The sequence below is a fragment of the Lactobacillus hamsteri DSM 5661 = JCM 6256 genome (assembly GCF_000615445.1).
Classification (GTDB): domain Bacteria; phylum Bacillota; class Bacilli; order Lactobacillales; family Lactobacillaceae; genus Lactobacillus; species Lactobacillus hamsteri.
In genome coordinates this window covers 1-19,697 of the sequence record NZ_BALY01000016.1, presented here as the reverse complement: position 1 = coordinate 19,697, position 19,697 = coordinate 1, and the positions used below count along the sequence as shown (strand labels likewise).

The 19,697-nt window shown below is 37.1% G+C and carries 15 protein-coding genes and 2 pseudogenes; 10 read left to right on the top strand and 7 right to left on the bottom strand.

Annotated features, from left to right (window positions below; translation table 11 throughout):
• Positions 1 to 3: 3 nt before the first annotated feature.
• The 7 genes and pseudogenes from gnd to rpmH all read right to left on the bottom strand — a co-directional run bounded on the left by gnd (position 4) and on the right by rpmH (position 8,499).
• The gene (gnd, locus tag JCM6256_RS05295; protein WP_025080725.1) at positions 4 to 1,389 is read right to left on the bottom strand and encodes an NADP-dependent phosphogluconate dehydrogenase; all 1,386 of its coding nucleotides are present in this window, start codon (positions 1,387 to 1,389) and stop codon (positions 4 to 6) included.
• A gap of 110 nt (positions 1,390 to 1,499) precedes the next feature.
• Positions 1,500 to 3,301, bottom strand: a pseudogene (spxB, locus tag JCM6256_RS09865) (pyruvate oxidase).
• Positions 3,302 to 3,650: 349 nt separating this feature from the next.
• Positions 3,651 to 5,546 carry a tRNA uridine-5-carboxymethylaminomethyl(34) synthesis enzyme MnmG gene (gene mnmG, locus JCM6256_RS05285; protein ID WP_025080724.1) on the bottom strand — a complete coding sequence of 632 codons (1,896 nt, stop codon included), beginning with the start codon at positions 5,544 to 5,546 and terminating at the stop codon, positions 3,651 to 3,653.
• A gap of 20 nt (positions 5,547 to 5,566) precedes the next feature.
• Complete coding sequence (gene mnmE / locus JCM6256_RS05280) at positions 5,567 to 6,952, bottom strand: tRNA uridine-5-carboxymethylaminomethyl(34) synthesis GTPase MnmE (RefSeq protein WP_025080723.1); 1,386 nt, start codon at positions 6,950 to 6,952, stop codon at positions 5,567 to 5,569.
• 117 nt (positions 6,953 to 7,069) lie between these two features.
• Positions 7,070 to 7,939 (bottom strand): YidC/Oxa1 family membrane protein insertase, encoded by an 870-nt coding sequence (locus JCM6256_RS05275; protein WP_025080722.1) that lies wholly within the window; start codon positions 7,937 to 7,939, stop codon positions 7,070 to 7,072.
• 1 nt (position 7,940) lies between these two features.
• Positions 7,941 to 8,306 carry a ribonuclease P protein component gene (rnpA, locus tag JCM6256_RS05270; RefSeq protein WP_025080721.1) on the bottom strand — a complete coding sequence of 122 codons (366 nt, stop codon included), beginning with the start codon at positions 8,304 to 8,306 and terminating at the stop codon, positions 7,941 to 7,943.
• A gap of 52 nt (positions 8,307 to 8,358) precedes the next feature.
• On the bottom strand, positions 8,359 to 8,499 hold the full coding sequence (rpmH, locus tag JCM6256_RS05265; RefSeq protein WP_008472873.1) for a 50S ribosomal protein L34: 141 nt from the start codon (positions 8,497 to 8,499) through the stop codon (positions 8,359 to 8,361).
• Between the two features lie 463 nt (positions 8,500 to 8,962).
• On the opposite strand from rpmH, the gene dnaA reads away from it, so the two are divergent.
• The 10 genes and pseudogenes from dnaA to JCM6256_RS09860 form a co-directional block, all read left to right on the top strand.
• A complete protein-coding gene (gene dnaA / locus JCM6256_RS05260) occupies positions 8,963 to 10,321 on the top strand; it encodes a chromosomal replication initiator protein DnaA (protein ID WP_025080720.1) in 1,359 nt (452 codons plus the stop codon).
• A gap of 174 nt (positions 10,322 to 10,495) precedes the next feature.
• Complete coding sequence (dnaN, locus tag JCM6256_RS05255) at positions 10,496 to 11,626, top strand: DNA polymerase III subunit beta (RefSeq protein WP_025080719.1); 1,131 nt, start codon at positions 10,496 to 10,498, stop codon at positions 11,624 to 11,626.
• Positions 11,627 to 11,850: 224 nt separating this feature from the next.
• Entirely contained in the window at positions 11,851 to 12,072 is a 222-nt protein-coding gene (gene yaaA, locus JCM6256_RS05250; protein ID WP_025080718.1) for a S4 domain-containing protein YaaA, read from the top strand.
• A complete protein-coding gene (recF, locus tag JCM6256_RS05245; protein ID WP_025080717.1) occupies positions 12,072 to 13,199 on the top strand; it encodes a DNA replication/repair protein RecF in 1,128 nt (375 codons plus the stop codon). Before yaaA ends, recF begins: the two co-directional genes overlap by 1 nt.
• The gene (gene gyrB, locus JCM6256_RS05240) at positions 13,200 to 15,158 is read left to right on the top strand and encodes a DNA topoisomerase (ATP-hydrolyzing) subunit B (RefSeq protein WP_025080716.1); all 1,959 of its coding nucleotides are present in this window, start codon (positions 13,200 to 13,202) and stop codon (positions 15,156 to 15,158) included.
• A 10-nt stretch (positions 15,159 to 15,168) separates the two neighbouring features.
• Positions 15,169 to 17,652 (top strand): DNA gyrase subunit A, encoded by a 2,484-nt coding sequence (gyrA, locus tag JCM6256_RS05235; protein ID WP_025080715.1) that lies wholly within the window; start codon positions 15,169 to 15,171, stop codon positions 17,650 to 17,652.
• Between the two features lie 211 nt (positions 17,653 to 17,863).
• Complete coding sequence (gene rpsF / locus JCM6256_RS05230) at positions 17,864 to 18,160, top strand: 30S ribosomal protein S6 (RefSeq protein WP_025080714.1); 297 nt, start codon at positions 17,864 to 17,866, stop codon at positions 18,158 to 18,160.
• 40 nt (positions 18,161 to 18,200) lie between these two features.
• A complete protein-coding gene (gene ssb / locus JCM6256_RS05225; RefSeq protein WP_025080713.1) occupies positions 18,201 to 18,725 on the top strand; it encodes a single-stranded DNA-binding protein in 525 nt (174 codons plus the stop codon).
• 31 nt (positions 18,726 to 18,756) lie between these two features.
• Positions 18,757 to 18,993, top strand: a complete 237-nt coding sequence (gene rpsR / locus JCM6256_RS05220; RefSeq protein WP_003549366.1) for a 30S ribosomal protein S18 — start codon at positions 18,757 to 18,759, stop codon at positions 18,991 to 18,993.
• 135 nt (positions 18,994 to 19,128) lie between these two features.
• Positions 19,129 to 19,697: pseudogene (locus JCM6256_RS09860) on the top strand (hypothetical protein); the annotation flags it as partial.

Here is a 19,697-nt window from a genome sequence, read left to right as displayed (position 1 = left end):
AAATTATTTTTCTTCATACCATTCAGTATGGAATGTACCTTCACGGTCATTTCTAAGGTAAGTGTGAGCACCAAAGTAATCACGTTGACCTTGAATTAAGTTTGCTGGCAAACTTGGGTTGAAGATTGATTCCAAGTAGTTAAGGGATGCACTCAATGTTGGTGTAGGAATACCAGCCTTAACTGCTAAGCTAACAACTTCACGCAATGCATGGATATTATTTTCCATTAATTCTTTGAAATATGGATCTTGGAATAAAACATCAAGTTCTTTATCATCTGCATAAGCTTTTTCGATATCTTTAAGCATTGATGAACGAATGATACATCCAGCTTCCCAGTTTTGAGCAATTGATGGGTAACGCAATTTCCAGTCATAAGCCTTAGCAGCCATAGTTAATTGTTGGAAACCTTGAGCATATGCTACAGCTTGAGTCAATTGCAATGATTTTTCCAAGTTATCAATTAAATCTTCTGGAACATCGCCATTCCAAACAACGCTTTTACCTTCACGAGTAGTTGCCTTTGACATGAAACGAGCAATAACGGCTTCAGCAACAACACTGATTGGAGCACCTAAAGCTACACCATCTTCAAGCATCCAGTTACCTGTACCCTTGTATGAAGCAATGTTCATAATATGATCAATAATATGATCAGGGGTTAAATCATCTTTTTGCTTTAAAACATTAGTAGTAATTTCGGTAAGGTAAGCATGAACACGACCATTATTCCATTTAGCAAAAATATCTGACATTTCATCATTGCTCTTACCAGCAATTTTGCGCAAGATATCGTAAACTTCTGAGAATTCTTGCATAATAGCATATTCAATACCGTTATGAACCATCTTTACATAGTGACCACTTGAACTTGGTCCAATGTAAGATACACATGGACGGCCTTCTGGAGTCTTAGCAGCGATTGCTTCGAGGATTGGAGCAACTCCATTGTAAGCTTCTTCATCACCACCAGGCATTAAAGCTGGACCATTTAAAGCACCTTCTTCACCACCGGACACTCCCATACCGATGAAGTGAATGCCATGTTTTTCCATTTCTTCAAAACGACGAGTAGTATCGTGGAAGTTTGAGTTACCACCATCAATTAAAATGTCGCCCTTATCAAGAAGTGGCAATAATTTTTGTAAAGTTTGATCTACTGGATTACCAGCCATAATTTGAATCAAAATCTTACGTGGCTTTTCAAGTGAGTTAACGAATTCTTCCCAAGTATAACAAGGCTTTAACTTATCATCTTCATACTTAGCAAAAGCATCAACTTCAGGTTTATCAATACTAAAACCAGAAACTGAAAAGCCATGATTTCTAACGTTCAAAGCGAGGTTTTTACCCATTACGGATAAACCAATAACGCCGAATTGTTGCATAATTAAAATTCCTCCATCCAATCTTTCTCATTTTATATTATACGAGTAGAACAAGAAAAAAGCGAAGCCAAACGGTTTCGCTTTTCAATAAAATTTTGTTACCAAGCAAATTAGTGTTGTGAAGCGCCTGAAACAGTATCTGGGGCTGGTTCTGGCTCTGTTTCTTCATGTTGAGATGCACCTGAAGCAGCGTCAGCTTCCAAACCATACTTTTCAGCAAAGTAACTAAATGGCTTCAAATCTTCAGCTTGATATTTCTTGACGAAGGCTGGATCGTCAAGAGTATTCAATTCAGTTGAGTATGGCATTTCATGGGTGTACTTAACATCAATAAGCATTGGTCCATCCATTTTCTTCCATTCTTTAACTGCAGCTTCGAATTCTTTCTTAGTACGTACAGTTACACCCTTAACGTTCATACCTTCGGCTACTTTTGCCCAATCGTTATCTGGAAGAATAACGCCTGATAATGGTTGGTTAGATTCATCTTCTTGTTCTGCTTGAATGTAGCCTAAAGTTTCGTTAGTAAATACAATGTTTAAAACATGCATGTTGTAACGAGCCATAGTAAGAAGCTCTTGGTTCATCATGCAAAACCACCATCACCGGCTAATTGCCATACTTCACGATCTGGATAAACAGTTGCAGCAGTAAGAGCAGCAGGAGCACCATAGCCCATAGTTGCATGAAGGCCTGAAGTAGTCCACTTTTGATCATCATGAAGTTTAAGCAAACGACAATGATCAACGTTTACGTTACCAACATCCACAGCAAATACGGCATTGTCAGCAGCTTCTTTGTTAATTACATCCCAAATTGGTTCTGGACGAACTGGACTTTCATCTGAGTCTTTAAAGCTTGTTTGCCATGCATCCCAGTTTTCACGATCCGCAATAGCTGCTTTGTAAAGTGGAGATTCACGACGTTCTTCACCGGCATCAATAATTGCTCGAAGAGCCTTCTTAGCATCTGCTAACATTGACACATCGGTCTTATGACGTTTGCCAAATTTAGCTGGATCAACATCAATTTGAATAACCTTGGCATTCTTTGGGAACCATAAGATTGAAAATGGTGAATTGTTTCCTACCCAAACAACTAAGTCAGTGTAATTTTGAACTTCTTGAGCAGGTTTTGGTCCAATACGACCAATAGTACCCATGTATGCTGGGAAGTCGTCTTCTACAATACCCTTACCAAGGTATGAAGTAAGAAGCGGAGCCTTAAACTTTTCAGCAAATTCCTTAATTTCATCGCCAGCACCTTTAGCACCCAAGCCGTAATACATAACTGGATTTTTGGCTTCCTTAAGAAGTTTTACGGCATCTTCTACAGAAGTCTTAGTTGGTGCTGGATAGTTATCTTTAACATGAGCGTTATAGTTTACACGGAAGTTATCATCAATATTTTGCCAGCCAAAATCTTTAGGAATAATTACAACTGCTGGACCTTTTCTTGCATAAGCTTGACGAATAGCTTCATCCATAATTACTGGAATTTGGTCAGCTGTCTTTGGTTGACGGCACCAAACACTAGCGTTTAAGAACCACTTATCTTCATCAAAAGCTTGGAAGAAATCGATATCTTGACGGCTAGTTGGAACGTTAGCCACGATTGCTACCATTGGAGTCTTATCAAATTTTGCATCATATAAGCCATTAAATAAGTGAGCAGCACCAGGACCTGCTGATCCAAAGCATACTCCCAATTTACCAGTTAATTTATACTCAGCAGAAGCTGCTAAAGCACCAGCTTCTTCATGACGTACTTCAATAAACTTAATCTTATCTTTCCAGTTGTGAACTGCATTCATACCTGAGTCAAATGAACCACCTGGGAAGCCGAAAACATGATCAATATCCCAATCATACATTACTTGGAACATTGCATCTGCGCCACTAATTTTTGTCATCTTAAGTGCATCTCCTTCACAAATATTTTTGTCCTCACTCATCATTAAAACATAATTTTTCACATTTGCAAACGCTAACATTGCCGTTTTTATAACGATGTAACCGCTTTTGAAAGAATGTAATTTCACAAACTTTAAGAAAAGTATATTGCTTCTCCCATAACGTTAACTCTTATAAATGTGAAAACATTATCAAAATAAATACTTTCGTGAATTTTAAAAATATTTCCCAAGAAAATGTTTTTTATTTGTGAAAATATACTTACTAGGCTTCCAGGTTTTCCACATACTAAAAATAGCGTACCTGTGTCTTAGCACAAGTACGCTATTTACTTATTGTGGATATTTACTACTTTTTTACTTTTGAGTATCGACCATTTTGAATATATACACTCAAAATTGCCAAATCGGCCGGATTTACACCTGAAATTCTTTCTGCTTGAGCCAAAGTTTCAGGACGAATCTTTTCAAACTTTTGACGAGCTTCAGTTGCCAAGCCTTCAATGGCATTGTAATCAATATCTTCCGGAATCTTCTTAGCCTCTTGGCGGTGCAAGCGATCGATTCTTACTTGTTCTTTCTTAATATAGCCAGCATATTTGATATTGATTTCTACTTGCTCCTTAACATAGCGATCATCTGAGATCTTTTCACCAGTAATTTTTTCAATATCATCAATTTTAACACGTGGACGGCGAAGGAACACGTCTGCCTTTAATCCTGCACTAAGTTTATCTTCTCCAATATTTCTCAAAAATTCTTGAACTTCATCAGTTGGGTGGATAGTAATCGAAGCAAGCTTTTCCTTTGCTTCTTCAATTGCCTTCTTCTTTTCTTCAAACTTCTCATAGCGTTCATCTGAAATAAGACCCAATTTATGACCATATGGAGTTAAACGAAGGTCGGCATTATCATGACGTAAAATCAATCTATATTCCGCACGAGAGGTTAATAAACGGTAAGGCTCATTAGTACCCTTGGTTACCAAATCATCGATTAAAACGCCAATATAAGCTTCGTCACGGCCCAAAGTAAAGCCAGGTTTTCCTTGAGCACGAAGAGCAGCGTTAATTCCTGCGATAAGACCTTGACCTGCAGCTTCTTCATAGCCGGAAGTTCCGTTCATTTGACCTGCAGCAAACAAGTTCTTAATGTTTTTAGTTTCCAAAGTATGAGTCAATTGCCATGGATCGATAACGTCGTACTCAATTGCATAACCTGGACGCATCATTTCTGCATGTTCAAGTCCCGCAACGGTATGAAGCATTCTTAATTGAACTTCTTCAGGCATTGATGTTGAGAAATCACCAACATAATATTCCTTGGTATTTAAACCTTCTGGTTCAAGGAAAAGCTGGTGACGGTTTTTATCAGCAAAGCGGACTACCTTGGTTTCAATTGAAGGACAATATCGTGGACCTACACCGACAATATCACCTGAGAACATTGGCGAACGATCCAAATTATCATTGATAATTTCATGAGTAACAGGATTAGTATATGTCATCCAGCATGATACTTGATCCTTTAAGTAATCTGCATCCCTTGTTTCATAAGAAAAATGACGTGGAATTTTATCGCCAGGTTCTTCTTCAGTCTTTGAAAAATCAATGGTATTTCCATTCACACGTGGAGGCGTACCCGTCTTAAAACGACGAAGCTTGAAGCCAAGTTTTTCCAAATTTTCTGATAATTTAATTGCTGGAATTGTGTTGTTAGGACCTGATGAGTAATTAAGTTCACCAATAAAGATTCGGCCACGAGCAGCTGTCCCCGTAGTAAGAACAACACTTTTTGCATGATATCTTGCCCCAGTATTTGTAATTACACCTTTGCAGACGCCGTCTTCAACAACAAGTTGGTCAACAACCGCCTGACGCAAAGTTAAGTTGGGCGTATTTTCAATTGTATCTTTCATGCGTTCGTGATATTTATTTTTATCGGCTTGCGCACGAAGGGCACGAACAGCAGGACCTTTACCAGTATTAAGCATTCTCATTTGAATGTAGGTTGCATCGATATTTTTGCCCATTTGACCGCCCAAAGCGTCGATTTCACGGACAACAGTACCTTTAGCCGGACCGCCGACAGAAGGGTTACATGGCATAAAAGCAACCATATCAAGGCCGATAGTTAAAACCAAAGTCTTTAAACCCATATGAGCACTAGCCAAAGCAGCTTCGCATCCCGCATGACCAGCGCCAACTACAATAACATCATATTCATTAGTATCGTAAACTTTCATTACTTACTTTCTCCTAAAAATTACTTACCTAAACAGAATTGACTAAAGAGCGTATTAATTAATTCATCCGGCGCACTATCACCAGTAATTTCTCCCAGCGTATCCCACGCATCATTAAAATCAATTTGCGCAATATCAACAGGAACTTCGTCATCCACAGCCTTTACAACATCTTGCAATTGCTTTTTAGCCTTAGCAAGAAGACCAGATTGACGTTGATTAGTAACCATAACTTGATCATTAGAATTTTCAATTCCGGCAAAGAATAATTTCTTGATTAAATCTGCTAAAGCATCAAGATTTTCTTCTTTCAAAATAGAAGTTGAAATAACTTCACTGCCAGTTAGCTTTTTCATATCCTCAATTGATAACTTTTGACCAAGGTCCATTTTGTTCAAAATAATTATGCGCTTCTTATCTGCTGTTTCTTTAATTAACGCTTTATCTTCGTCATTAAGATCTTGACTGCCATCAATTAAGAGCAACACCAAATCAGCTTGTTTTAAAGCTTTTTGTGAACGTTCAACCCCAATTTTTTCAACCTTGTCTTCAGTATGGTGAATTCCGGCCGTATCAATCAACTTGAGTGGAACGCCATTTACAGAAACATATTCTTCAAGAGTATCACGCGTTGTCCCAGCAACATCTGTGACAATTGCCTTATCACTTTGAGTTAGATAATTAAGAAGTGAAGATTTACCAACATTAGGTTGACCAACAATTGCAGTAGCTAAACCATTTCTTAAAATGGTTCCTTCTTGAGCAGTTTTTAAAAGCTTATCAATTTTCGCAATAACATCTTTAGAAGTATCTGCCATTTGCTTAGCAGTTATTTGATCCGCATCATATTCTGGATAATCAATATTTACTTCTACATTAGCCAAAGTATCCAAAATTTCTTTACGCATGGCACGAATCTTCTCAAGCAATCCACCAGCTAACTGTCCGACAGCCACTTGACGGGCTTTATCGGTTTTGGCACGAACAATATCCATAACACTTTCAGCTTGAGTCAAATCAATTCGGCCATTTACAAAGGCACGCTTAGTAAACTCACCAGGATCGGCCATTCGTGCACCATTAGCCAAAAGCAGCTGCAAAATGTGATTAGTTACAACAATTCCACCATGACAGTTGATTTCAACAATGTCTTCACGTGTAAATGTTTTTGGCGCTCTAAGGACTGTAACCATTGATTCATCGATAGTTTTATCCGTTTCTGGATCAATAATATGACCATAGTGAATCGTATGAGTAGGTACTTTGGTCAAATCCGCGCCTTTAAAAACTTTATTAGCAATCTTAACTGCATCTTCACCAGACATTCTGACGATAGAGATCCCGCCTTCGCCAATTGGAGTTGAGATAGCAGCAATTGTATCGAACTCAGTTAAAGTTTGAGCCATAATTATCCCTTTTCCTTTTCTCAATAAAAAAAGTGCATTATACCACCATGACAAAATAGATCATGATGGATAAAGCACTTTGACTACTTTATCTAAAAATGATTTTAGATTAATATTCTATTTTTTACGTCCAATACGCTTGTAAGCTTTTCTCAAGCGACGTTTACGCTCACGTTCTTCTTCTGCCTTTTCTTCTTGTTCATGCTTATATTTAATAGGATTCTGCAAGAAGAAAGTTTGAATGGCTTGGAAGAGGTTAGAAATAACCCAGTAAAGTGTAATCGCAGATTGGAAGCCAATCGCCATTACCCCTACCATAACTGCCATACCATATGTCATTACCTTAGTCATACCATTTTGAGATGACTTAGGAGTAGACATTTGACTGATATAAGTAGAAATAAAAGTGAAGATCATTGCCAAAATAGGCATTACGTAATATGGATCGGGCTTACCCAAATCCATCCATAAGAAACGACCATTTTGCAATTGCGGCGTACGCCAAATAGCTTGGTACAAAGCATACATAACTGGCAACTGAATAATTAATGGAAGACAGCCAGTATAAGGATTTACGCCAGCTTCTTTATATAATTTATTCGTTTCTTGTGACAATAATTGTCTAGATTCTGTGTCACGTCCAGGATATTTCTTACGTAATTCATTGACTTGTGGCTGAATATCCTGCATCTTCTTTGTACTTTTGATTGAAATAGCATTCAAAGGCAAAAGAATTACACGAACAATTATTGTAAAGACGATAATCGTCCAACCATAATTGTTGCCTAAAAGTTTAGCAAGCCAAAGCAAGAATGCTGAAACGTAGTAAACGATCCAGCGATCCCACCAATTTCCACTAGTATGAGAAATTGGTGCTTGTTGTCCTGCAGTAGTTGTAGCACATCCAGTTAAAATAACTGCAAGAGCCATCACCGCAAGGACTGCAATCAGACGTTTGACATTTTTCTTGGTTAAAATGTCTTTCACTCTAATTTTCCTCATTTTCATTTGGCATTTCAATGACGTGAGCCAAGGCCAGAGCATGTACTAAATTTCTGCGTACCTTAGTCATGTCAAAATTACGAGCTGAAGGTCTGGTGATTACTAAAAAATCGATATGCGGATCAATATCTGCCTTTCGCTCAGTAAGCACCGCCCGAATGTAACGTTTGAGTCGATTTCGAACAACTGCGGTATGACCGACCTTTTTGCCGACAGAAATACCCACACGAAAATGTTTATTTTCGGTTCTTTCTATTTTATAGATAACGAAAGCCCGATTTGCAACTGAATCACCAGTTTCAAATACATGCTGAAAATCCTTTTCAGATTTTACACGATAAGATTTTCTCAAAACGTTTCATTCCACTCTAGTAGACTAAAAAAACCACTGGGATTTCAGTGGTTTAAGCAGATAAGACTTTTCTACCCTTTGCACGGCGTCTTGCTAAAACCTTACGGCCATTTGCTGTACTCATACGCTTCATAAAGCCATGAACACGTGAACGGTGACGCTTCTTAGGTTGGTAAGTTCTTTTAGTTGTCATAAACTGCACCTCCAATTTTTATACGTGCCAACTGCACAATTTCTTATTAAGAATAGCATGATTAGGCAAAAAAACCAAGGGTTAAATTCAAAAAAACCGCGATTTGTAAAGCTTTTTGAAAAGATTTTTTTGTGGAAAAAATAGTGCTATATTTATCCACGAGTGATAATCCACAAAACTATTCTCATGTTTTTCCACAATTCACAGCCTGTTCAAAACTTTTTGCACACGGTGTGGATATTTAGTAGATTAAGGTTTAAACTTAGATAGAAAGTTATATTTTTATCCACAAGGCTATTGTATATAAATTCTCGTTAATTTTTTTATTCCCAAATATTAGATTGATATTAAAAAAATAATCCACAGCCTGTTAATTGGGTATTACTTTTATTGGCTTGTGGAAAACTATTTTTTAAAATGATAAAATAAATAATGCTTTTTCAGACTTAGGGAGGAATGTATTTTGTTTGACATAGAGAAATTCTGGCAACATTTTAACGATGAAATGCGCGAGCGTTTCAACGAAGTTGCATACAATGCTTGGTTCAAAAACACAAAACCAATTTCATATGATGAAAATTCACGTGAATTAAAAATTGCAGTCCAAAATCCCGTAGCAAAAGGATACTGGGAAAAAAATCTTTCTTCCCAATTAATTCAATCTGCATACGGTTACGCAGGAATTGAGCTTCTACCTACCTTTCAAATTGAGGGTGATACTAGTCCAGAAAGAATCGTAACTCCAGAACCTCGATATAAAATTGAAGAAAAAATTTCTAACAGAAATGAATTTACAAAAAATCTTAGATTAAATGAAAACTATACTTTTGATAATTTTGTTCAAGGTGAAGGAAACAAATTAGCAGCTGGAGCTGCATTGGCTGTTGCCGATAGTCCTGGTAGTTTTTATAACCCTCTTTTTATTTTTGGCGGGGTAGGTTTAGGTAAAACGCATTTAATGCAAGCAATTGGTCACCAAATGCTCGCTGAACGTCCTAATGCTAAAGTGGTTTATATCCAGAGTGAAACTTTTGTTAATGATTTCATTAATTCAATCAAAAATAAGACACAAGATAAATTCCGTGAAAAATATAGAACTTGTGACTTACTGTTAGTCGATGATATTCAATTCTTTGCTAAAAAAGAGGGAATTCAGGAAGAATTTTTCCACACTTTTGAAACTTTATATAATGATCAAAAGCAAATCGTTATGACCAGCGATCGTTTGCCAACTGAAATTCCAGATTTATCTGAACGTTTAGTCTCTCGATTCACCTGGGGATTACAGGTGGAAATCACTCCCCCAGATTTAGAAACCCGAATTGCAATTTTAAGTAAGAAAGCTGAAGCAGATGGCCTAACTATTGATGAAAATACTTTAGATTATATTGCTTCCCAAGTTGATACGAATATCCGTGAGCTTGAAGGAGCCTTAGTAAAAGTCCAGGCTCATGCCACAATCGAAAAAGAAGATATTAACGTTAACTTAGCGCGCGAAGCTTTAACAGACTTAAAACTAGTTCAGAAAAACCGTGGCTTGCAAATTTCCAAAATACAAGAAGTAGTCGCCAATTATTTTCAAACTTCTACAGCTGAACTAAAGGGCAAAAAGCGCGTCCGTCAAATTGTTATCCCCAGACAAATCGCAATGTATCTTTCTCGTGAATTAACAGATTCTAGTTTGCCTAAAATTGGGCAAGAATTTGGTGGTAAAGACCATACAACAGTTATGCACGCATATGAAAAGATTGATCGACAGATAAAAACTGACTCAGAAATTAAATCTGCAGTCTTTGATTTGAGACAATTACTTACTCATTAACAATTTATCCACTGTGGAAAAAGATAAGTCTTATCCACATCTTTTCAACTGCAACATTTCCGGTATTTCAAGGATAATAAGAGTTTTCAACATTAATCACAGGGTCTACTACTACTAAGAAATTAAATATATAATTAATATAAAAAAACGTACCCGAAATTTAGGAGGCAATAAATGAAATTTACAATCAATCGCAATTTATTTATCGATAACTTAAATAATGTAATGCGCGCCATTTCTTCAAGAGCAACTATTCCAATTTTGAGCGGCATAAAATTGGTGCTTACAGATGATGAATTAATCTTAACTGGTAGCGACGCAGATATTTCCATTGAAATCAAAATACCAGTAAGTGAAGATCTAAACGTAGAATCCACAGGTTCAATTGTTTTACCTGCTCGTTTCTTTAGCGAAATTATTAAAAAGCTTCCGGGCAAGGATTTTTCTTTTGAAGTAAAAGAAAGTTTCCAAACAAAAATTTCATCTGAAAATAGTGAATTTACAATTAATGGTTTAGACGCTAATAACTATCCTAGATTGCCAGAAATTCCTGACGAGTCCTCTTTTGTTATTGGCGGTAAAATTTTGCGTGAAATTATTAACGAAACCCAATTTGCTGTTGCAAATGACGAAAGTCGTTTAGTACTTTGTGGTGTGCATTTCACATTTAGTCCAAATGCCATTAAAGCAGTGGCTACTGATTCCCACCGTTTATCAGAAAGAACTATTTCTTTAGAAAATGGACCTCAAAATGAAACTGATTTAATAATTCCAGGTAAAAGTTTGCAAGAATTATCACGTATCATTGGTGAAGCTGATCCAGAAATCAGAGTTTGTCCAGGTGATAACCAAGTTTTATGTCAAATTGGAAATATTTCATTCTATTCTCGTTTGCTTGATGGAAACTATCCAGACACTGATCGTTTGCTTCCAAGTGAAAGCACGACTGAAATTGAAATTGATTTAGCTGAACTTTCAAGTGCGCTTGATCGTGCAAGTTTGTTAACTCATGCTGGTCGTAATAACGTTGTTGACTTAGATTTGAATACTGAAAATCAAACAGTTAAATTAACAGGTACATCTGCTGAAATTGGTAATGTCGAAGAAGATGTAAGTTTTAAGAACCTACAAGGAGAGAACTTGAAGATTTCATTCAACCCTGATTATCTTCGTGATGCCTTGCGTGCTTCTATTACAGATGCTGTAATCATGAAATTTACTCAACCTTTACGTCCATTTACAGTTATCCCTAACAAAGAAGACGTAAGATTCGTCCAATTGATTACGCCTGTAAGAACTTTTTAACCTATAATTTGGTAATAAATAAAAAAGACCATCAACTTGATGGTCTTTTTTGCATGCTTTTTTATTCTGAGTACTCAAATTTGACGTCATATTATTTTTAACCCATATGACTATGATCTGATTTGTTCATGAAAAAATCGCTTAAAACGCCTGAGAATGCCTATTTTGTTTGTTTTTTAACTGATTAACGAATATAATTATATAAGTAGATTAGAGTATTGAAGGTGAGTACTATTAAGAATTTTACGGTTAAAGGTGAATATATTACTTTAAGTCAATTTTTGAAGGAAGAAAGTATTATTTCATCCGGTGGACAAGCAAAATGGTATTTACGCGATAATCCTGTGATTTTGAATGGTCAGAGTGAAAATCGACGTGGAAAAAAATTGCGTGCTGGCGATAAGTTAGAAGTAGACGGTACACAATATGAATTTCGGCAAGGTTAATGTATCTCGATAGTTTTATCGTCCAAAATTATCGTAATCTAAAAGAAATTAATACTCGATTCGATCCCAATGTAAATATTTTTATTGGTAAAAATGCACAAGGAAAAACCAATCTGTTAGAGTCGATATATTTTTTAGCTTTAACTCGTTCGCACCGTACAAACAGCGATCGAGAATTAATTGCTTTTGATAAAGAATATGCCAACTTAATGGGAAGAGTTCATAAAAGTCAATTAGATCTTGATTTGCGTGTTTTGATTACCAAAAAGGGTAAAAAAGTTTGGGTTAATCGAGTAGAACAAGCAAAGCTGTCAAAATATGTTGGGCAGTTAAATGCTATTTTATTTTCACCCGAAGATTTAGATTTAATTAAAGGTGCGCCTGCCTTAAGACGCCGTTTTATGGATCAAGAGTTTGGTCAAATTAGTTCAGAATATTTATATTTTGCAAGTAAGTATCGGCAAGTATTGATGCAGAAAAATACTTATTTGAAGCGTCTGGCTAAAGGTGAAACAAACGATCAAATTTTTTTGGATGTTCTTTCAGATCAGCTTGCAGGAGTAGCAGCTGAAATCATTTCTCGTCGCTTTAAGTTTTTGAAATATTTAAGTCATGCGGCTAGCGATGCATATGAGCATATTAGTTTAGCTAGTGAGAAGTTAAGTATAGCCTATCATCCATCTGTATCAGGGATTAAGGCTGATGATACAACTGAGCAGATGTATCAAAAACTGCAAGAAAGCTATCGGAAAAATAAAGCCAATGAAATGAGGAAGGGTACCACCCTTTCTGGTCCACATCGAGATGATATTCAATTTAAACTTAACGGTAAAAATGCTCATTTATATGCTTCACAAGGCCAACAACGCTCAATTGCCTTAAGTATTAAATTGGCAGAGATTCAATTAGTACATCATTTAACGGATGAATATCCGATACTCTTATTAGATGACGTTATGAGTGAGTTAGATCATGGACGTCAAAGTGCGCTTTTAAATTATATTCATGGAAAAACGCAAACTTTTATTACCACCACAGATTTGGAAGGGATTTCCTGGGACATAATTAAGCAGCCGAAGATCTATCATATTCAATCCGGCAAAATTAGTTTGGAAAAGGAGAATTAAATGGCTGATAAGGATAAACTTGAAAAAGTTAAAAATTATGAAAAAGAAGCCGATAAGTATAATGCCAGTCAAATTCAAGTCTTAGGCGGACTTGAAGCCGTTCGCAAGCGTCCTGGTATGTACATTGGTTCAACAAGTTCTCAGGGTTTGCACCACTTAGTATGGGAAGTTATTGACAACAGTATTGACGAACGATTAGCTGGTTTTGCTACTAAAATTGAAATTACAGTTAATGAAGATGGCAGCGTGACTGTTCAAGATGATGGTCGTGGTATTCCTGTTGATATTCAAAAGAAAACTGGCCGTCCAGCTTTGGAAACTGTATTTACAGTATTACACGCCGGAGGTAAATTCGGCGGTGGCGGATACAAGGTTTCTGGAGGTTTGCACGGTGTTGGTGCCTCAGTAGTTAACGCTCTTTCCACTAAGCTTGACGTAACCGTTATGCGTGATGGTAAGAAGTACTTTATTGATTTTGATCATGGCCGTGTTAAGGATGAAATGAAGCAAATCGGTACTGTTCCTTTGACTGAACATGGTACTATCGTTCATTTCTATCCAGATCCAGATATCTTTACCGAAACTACAACTTTTGATGACAAGATTTTAAAGAATAGAATTCGTGAACTTGCTTTCTTGAATAAAGGATTGAAATTAACCTTTACTGATAAGCGTAAGGATTCTGCTGAAACCGATGTATATTTGTTTGAAGGTGGTATTAAGGAATACGTATCATTCTTAAACAAAGATACTGAGATTCTTTTTGATGATCCAATTTACGTTGAAGGTGATTACGACGGCATCAATGTTGAAGTAGCTTTGCAATACACTAATGGTTATAAAACTACTTTAATGACTTTTGCCAACAACATTCATACTTATGAAGGCGGAATGCACGAAGCTGGATTTAAGACTGCTTTGACTCGGGTGGTTAACGATTATGCTCATAAGGCTAAGATCTTAAAGGACAAAGACGACAATCTTTCTGGTGAAGATATTCGTGAAGGAATGACCGCCGTTGTTTCAGTTAAGCACCCTGATCCTCAATTTGAAGGTCAAACTAAGACTAAACTTGGTAATTCAGATGCTAGAAAAGCAGTTGATAAAGCTTTTTCTGAAGCATTTAGTCGTTTCTTGATGGAAAACCCAAGCGTAGGTCGCAAGATTGTTGAAAAGGCCCAACTTGCTGAACGTGCTAGAAGTGCAGCTAAACGTGCGCGTGAAGTTACCCGTAAGAAATCAGGGCTTGAAATTGCTAATTTGCCAGGTAAGTTAGCTGACAATACAAGTAATGATCCAAGCATTTCTGAATTATTTATCGTCGAAGGTAACTCAGCCGGTGGTTCTGCTAAGCAAGGCCGTTCTCGTTTGACTCAGGCTATTTTGCCAATCAGAGGTAAAATTTTAAACGTTGAAAAAGCTTCAATGGATAGAATTTTAGCTAACCAAGAAATTCGCTCATTGTTTACTGCATTAGGAACTGGCTTTGGTGCTGACTTTGATGTTTCTAAAGCTCGTTATCATAAATTAATTATCATGACGGATGCCGATGTCGATGGAGCTCACATTCGTACGCTTTTGCTTACGCTCTTCTACAACTACATGCGTCCAATGATCGAAAAAGGATATGTATATATCGCTCGTCCGCCTCTTTACCAAGTTCGTCAAGGTAAAGTAGTTAAATACCTTGATACTGATGAAGAACTTCATGACTACTTAGGCAGCTTACAACCAAGTCCTAAACCTGTTGTTCAACGTTACAAGGGATTGGGTGAAATGGACCCTGAACAATTGTGGGAAACTACCATGAATCCAGAAAATCGTCGCCTTGATCGAGTAAGTCCTGAATATGCTAAAGATGCTGACGAAGTCTTTGAGTTATTGATGGGTAATGAAGTAGCACCAAGACGTGACTTTATTGAAAAGAACGCTAAATACGTTGAAAACTTGGATGCTTAGGAGGAAATAAATGGATAACGATAATCAAACACAAGATCGTAGAATCCGTAACGTTGACTTAACTAGCACGATGCGTAGTTCCTTCCTAGACTACGCTATGTCAGTTATCGTTGCTCGTGCTTTGCCAGACGTTCGTGATGGTTTGAAACCTGTACAGCGTCGTATTCTTTACGGAATGAGCGAATTAGGTGTTACGCCTGACAAGCCTTATAAGAAATCTGCAAGAATTGTTGGGGAAGTTATGGGTAAGTTCCACCCACACGGTGACTCATCAATTTACTTGGCTATGGCTCACATGGCGCAAGATTTCTCATATCGTTACATGTTAGTTGACGGTCACGGTAACTTTGGTTCTGTCGATGGAGATGAGCCAGCCGCAATGCGTTATACCGAAGCTAGAATGAGCAAGATTGCTGTTGAAATGCTTCGCGATATCAACAAAAATACTGTTGATTGGCAACGTAACTACGATGATACTGAAAATGAACCTGTTGTTTTACCAGCTAGAATTCCTAACTTACTTGTTAATGGTGCAAACGGTATTGCTGTTGGTATGACTACTAACATTCCGCCTCATAATTTGCGTGAAGTTATTAGCGGTTTGCACATGCTTATGAAGAATCCTAATGCGACTACTAAGGATTTGATGAAGGCAATTCCAGGCCCAGATTTCCCAACAGGCGGAATTATCATGGGACGTGGCGGAATTTATCGTGCCTACGAAAGTGGTAAAGGCAACATTGTTGTTCGTGCAAAAACCAATATCGAAACTGAAAAGAATGGTCGCGAACGAATCATTGTTAGTGAAATTCCATTCATGGTTAACAAGGCAGAATTAGTTAAGAAAATTGCCGACTTAGCTAGAGAAAAAGTAATTGATGGAATTACTGGCGTTCGTGATGAATCTGACCAGACAGGTATGAGAATTACCATTGATATTCGTCGGGATGCAAGTGCCAGCGTTGTTTTGAACAACTTGTTCAAAGAAACTCAAATGCAAGCCAACTTCGGTATGAATATGGTTGCCATTGTTGATGGCGCTCCTCACTTCTTGACATTGAAGCAAATGCTTCAATACTACCTTGATCACCAAGAAGATGTTGTAACTCGTCGTACTAAGTTTGAGTTAGCTAAGGCGGAAGCTAGAGCTCATATTCTTGAAGGGCTAAGAATTGCTCTTGATCATATTGATGAAATCGTTCACATCATTCGTTCAAGTCAATCAAGTGATATTGCTAAGGCTGCTTTGATTAGCAGATTCGGTTTAGACGATAAGCAATCTCAAGCTATTTTGGATATGCGTTTAGTTCGCTTAACTGGTTTGGAACGCGACAAGGTTGAAGCTGAATACAAAGATTTGCTTGCTAAGATTGCGGATTACAAAGATATTCTTGCTAAGCCAGAACGTATTGATCAAATTATTTACGATGAACTTCTTGAAACTCAAAAGAGATTTGGTGATGATCGTCGTACTGAAATTGGCGCAAGTGAAGTTATTTCAATTGAAGATGAAGATTTAATTGAAAAGCAAAATGTTCTTTTGACTTTGACTCACCGTGGTTACATCAAGAGAATGCCGATTACTGAATTCAAGACCCAAAACCGTGGTGGTAAAGGTGTTAAGGGTATGGGCGTTCAAGATGACGACTTTACTGAAAACTTAATTTACTCAAGTACTCATGATATGCTTTTGTTCTTTACCAACATGGGTAAGGTTTACTCAAAGAAAGCTTATGAAATTCCTGAATTTGGTAGAACTGCCAAAGGTTTGCCAATTGTAAACCTTCTTCAACTTGATAAGGGTGAAAAGATTCAAACTATTATCAATATTCCTGAAGGCGCAGATGATAATTACTTATTCTTCATCACTAAGATGGGAACAGTTAAGCGTACGCGCGTAAGTGAATTTGAAAATATTAGAAATAGCGGTTTGATTGCTTTAACTCTTAAAGATGGCGACGAATTAAACAATGTTTTGACTACTGATGGTAAACAAAATATTTTAATTGGTACTCACTTGGGTTATGCCGTAACCTTTAATGAAAGCGATGTTCGTCCAATGGGTAGAACAGCCGCTGGTGTTCGTGGTATCAACTTGCGTGATAATGACTATGTTGTTGGTTCAGAAGTTATCAAGCCTGATGACGAAGTTCTTGTTATTTCAGAAAAGGGTTATGGTAAGAGAACTGCAGCTAGCGAATATCCAATTAAGGGTCGTGGCGGTAAAGGTATTAAGACTGCCAATATCAGTGAAAAGAATGGTCCGCTTGCCGGCGTGACTGTCGTTGATGGATCTAAGGATATCATGGTTATTACGACTGACGGTATCATGATTCGTTTCAAGATCGACGATGTTTCTCAAACTGGTAGAAATACTTTAGGTGTTCGCTTAATCAAGGTTGATGGCGACAGCAAGGTAGCAAGTCTTGCGACAGTTCCAACTGAAGAAGAACAAGAAATCATTGATGATTCAAAATCAGACGAAAATAATTAAGATTTTCTAAACAAAAAAGAATTCTAAAAAATTATCAAACAATTTTGCGTATTTAAATATGAGGGGCAAAAGCCTCAAGGATCACGTGAATTTTTGTTTGGTAATTTTATATTTATGTGCTAGAATTAGAACTTGCGAGTAATAATTTTCCATTACTCCTTGTTCTTGAAATAGCAAGAACCATATAGTCCAGAAGGAGGTGCAATAGTCCATGGCAACTACTAAGTACGAAGTAACTTACATTATCAAGCCTGATATTGACGAAGAATCAAAGAAGGCAGTCGTTGACAACTACGATAAGGTTATCGCAGACAACGGCGGTACTATGGTTGAATCCAAAGACTGGGGCAAGCGTCATTTTGCATACGAAATCGATAAGTATCGTGAAGGTACTTACCACATCATGACTTTCACTGCAGAAAACGCTGACGCAGTTAACGAATTTGGCCGTTTGTCCAAGATTGACAACGCTGTTTTGCGTTCAATGACTGTTAAGTTGGACAAGTAATTTATCATTTATCGTGATTTAGGAAAGGGAGGACCGAAGTATGATTAATAGAGTTGTACTTGTTGGCCGATTAACACGTGATCCTGAATTGCGTACTACTGGGAGTGGAATCTCGGTTGCTACGTTTACTCTTGCTGTTGACCGTCAATTTACTAATGCTCAAGGTGAGAGAGGCGCAGACTTTATCAGCTGTGTAATTTGGAGAAAATCTGCAGAAAACTTCTGTAACTTTACTTCAAAAGGTTCATTGGTTGGTATTGATGGCCGTATTCAAACCAGAACTTACGATGATAAAGACGGGAAAAGAGTATATGTAACTGAAGTTGTTGTTGATAACTTCGCATTGCTCGAATCACGTAAAGATCGTGAAGCCCGCGGTCAAAATGGTGGTTATACACCAAATAATAATGGAAATGCTAGCGCACAAAATACTAACAATTTCCAACCAAATAATGGCGCAGCACCTGTAAATAACAATAATTCACAAAGCAATAATAATGCTCAAGATCCATTTGCTGGATCCGGTGATACTATTGATATTTCAGATGATGATTTGCCATTCTAAAAATAGATTATAAAAGAAAGGACCTAGGGATATGGCTCAACAAAGAAGAGGCGGCCGTCGTCGTCGCAAGGTTGACTACATCGCAGCTAACCACATCGACTACGTTGACTACAAGGACGTTGATCTGTTGAAACGTTTTATCTCAGAAAGAGGTAAGATTTTACCACGTCGTGTCACTGGCACTAGTGCAAAGAACCAACGTAAAGTTGCAAATGCAATTAAGAGAGCTCGTATTATGGGCTTGTTGCCATTTGTTGCTGAAGACTAATTGGTCAATCAACTAATAATACAAAAGAGAATTGGACTTGTTCCAATTCTTTTTTTATGCTCATTTTTCTTAGACTTGCCCAATAAGGTATAATTAATAATGAAATATCATACCTATTTTTAGGAAGGATCTTTTATGAAAGATTTTTTGCGTAAGCTTGAATTGCCAGTTTTTATTAAAGACTCGCGATTAACAGCTTCCGTAATAATCATTTTGGTGTTGTCACTTCTTGGTGGCATCATTGGGATGATTATTAATCCTTTATTTGGCTTAGCTTTGGTATTAATTTTTATTTTAACCGTAGCTTTTGTCGTTTATGGGACCTATGTTTTAGCCGGTAATGCTAATAATTTTGCAATGAATTTATCTTACCGAATAAAACGTAGTGAACAAGAAGCGTTAATTAAGATGCCACTGGGTATTTTGCTTTACGATGATGATCATCAAATTCAATGGGTAAACCCGTATTTGCAGCTTTACCTAAAAAATGATGATCTAATTGGACATACGATTGAATCAGTTGATCCAGATCTTAACAAACTGCTCAATGAAGCAATTGAAGCAAAAACTGTTGAAAATCATATTGTTAGTTGGGACGGACATCAATTTGAGATGGTCGTCCAAAATAATTTGGGAGTTATTTATTTACTTGATATTACTCGCTATGCAAAAATTGAGAATAAATATCAAGCTGAACGTTTAGC